The sequence below is a fragment of the Hahella sp. HN01 genome, from assembly GCF_018986435.1.
Classification (GTDB): Bacteria; Pseudomonadota; Gammaproteobacteria; order Pseudomonadales; family Oleiphilaceae; genus Hahella.
Genome location: NZ_JAHMIN010000105.1, coordinates 1 through 2,252, shown reverse-complemented (window position 1 = coordinate 2,252; position 2,252 = coordinate 1). Strand labels below are relative to the sequence as shown.

Annotated in this window: 1 protein-coding gene; it reads right to left on the bottom strand. The window is 51.4% G+C overall.

The features are described from left to right. The coding region (locus KP814_RS32380; protein ID WP_216740650.1) for a LysM domain-containing protein at positions 1-2,252 on the bottom strand (2,252 nt) is incomplete at both ends.

Sequence of the window (2,252 nt, the reverse complement as noted above, 5' to 3'; positions counted from 1 at the left end):
TCTGCTTCCCCAATCACGAATCTAGCTGTAATCTTTGTAGGAAACGCGGGCCTAACAGCCCCCTCCTGCAAACTACTATATGGCCCTAGTTTAATATAGCTTACAGGTTCGTATAGGCCTACGCTTCGATTCATGACTCTCCCAGATTCTCTGGGGGAAATTAGCGAACTGACAGCTGCCCCCGCAGTTGACATGCCATAGAGGGATTCCTCATCTCTACCGTTGATGGTTCCCGAAATATAGCCCACTGAAGCAAGAGAGCTTTCCGCCATATTATCTAACGAGCCGAGGAAAAATTGGAAATCCCTCTTTCTTTTACGATAGGCGTACTCATCCCATGGTTCGAAACTTAGGTTAGTCTCAGATGCATGGTTCTCATATATTGGACAACTATCTGAAAGTTCATTTTCAGCAACAGTTATTAATGGGCCAGCAACAGCTGTTACTGGATCGACGATTACTTGGCCTGTGTAACCTTCACCCACCATTGAGATAAATCTTGAATATTCTACCCCTGCCTCCAGCTCTTCTGAGATCGCATCAAGCTCACTGAAAGTCTCATCCCTCTCCTGAAGATAATTAAGCTCATACGCCGGGCCGACCGGCCCCTCACCATTCAGGCTCGCTATCCCATACTTATACAGATAATCGTCCGCATAAGACTTTTCAGTCGCGCTCACTGTAGCAGCCGAGCTTTGTTGACTCTCCTTAGCAACTCCCGCCAGCGCCAAACCTCCCAACGTACTACCAACAACTCCCGCAATCATCCCAACATAATCAGGGCGGTAATCTTCGCTGTCATAGACCGCTACGCGAACGGCTTCGGATACTGCGCCGGCGGTGAGGCCTTGGATAGCATTGCGGGCGATGTCATTGTTTCTAATACTGCCTGGGAGAAAGCCATCGACGTAGCTGCTTAGTCCTTGGTTGTAAAACGCACTCTTATCTCCAATGCCAATGCCGTTCATCACTGATGCAGTAGCAAAGCTAGTGGCGACGTCTCTCCAGCGGAAAGTAGCAGGGAGATTTGTGGCTTTGCCAGCGAGATAATTTGCCCCGACGCCTGTTACAGCTGTAGCCGCGTTTTTAGCCCATTGAGGTAAATCTTTCGCCCATTTAGCTGTATTTGCATACGCTGCGACACCCGCCGTCGCAGCGGCAGTAAGCCCCGATCTTATAGCGCCACGAAGAGAGAAGTGCTCTTGAACTCCCAACTCTTTCGCCGCCCATTGAGATGCTGCGCTACCTATCGCCCCACCGACAAATGCGCCTGCAGCGACGGCAGCATAACCGCTAGCGCCTGCAACAATCCCCGTAGTCGCTCCCAGTGTGCCTATCCCTGTTGTACCGGCTATTAACGTGACGCCACTTCCAGCTGCGCCAGTGGCAGCGCCAAATAAGCTGGCAGCTCCTTGAATCGCATATGGCGCTATTACTGCCGCAACAGCGATAGCAATCACCATGACAACAAAGGCGGCGCCACATTTACCCTTCTTGGGCGGAGGCGGAGGCTCAGGCAACGATGGCGTTGTGTCGCCAAGGCCCAGTCCCGGGTCATAGGGACGGAATGTGCTGGCGTTATTGTGTATGTTGGTGACCACGTTAGGGATCACCAGACTTAAACCGGCTTTCAGATCCTGATCGCCGGTGAGGCCATTGGCGTCCGCCAGCAGATACCAAAGACTGGCGTCTCCCCACATGCTGGCGGCGATCGAAGACAGTTTGTCCCCTTCATGAACCTCGTAGTAAGAGGATGCCTTGCCGGGATAGTCGGAGTTAATCGGCTGGAAGTTCTGATCGAAATCCGCCGAAGTCACAGGCGTTATTCTGTAATAACTGGAATACCCGACTTGCTTTTTGATATCTCTGGTTCCTGTAACCAACCAGCTGCGATTACTGTCTTTGTCAGAAGTCTTGAGATAGGAGTACGACTCCTGACCGACAACAACGCTATGATCTCCATTTTCAGCCAACTGTTGAACGTAGTCCGTCCTTGAGGGAACGCCATCGTTACCAATGTCGCCGCGCACAATGCCATCCAAATAGTAGAATTTACGACGGATGGACTTCTCCTGACCGTTGTTATTCCTGTCTATTTCATTGCGCTGTATGGTCTGACCGCGCTGATTGTTGACATAGGAGATAGTCCGCTGATCCTGATGATCATAGACCCAGCGAGTGTGGCCGTTCGCATCATAGATGTAATAGGACGCGCCAGCGCCAACAGACGCGGATACGGTAACCTTGCTGGC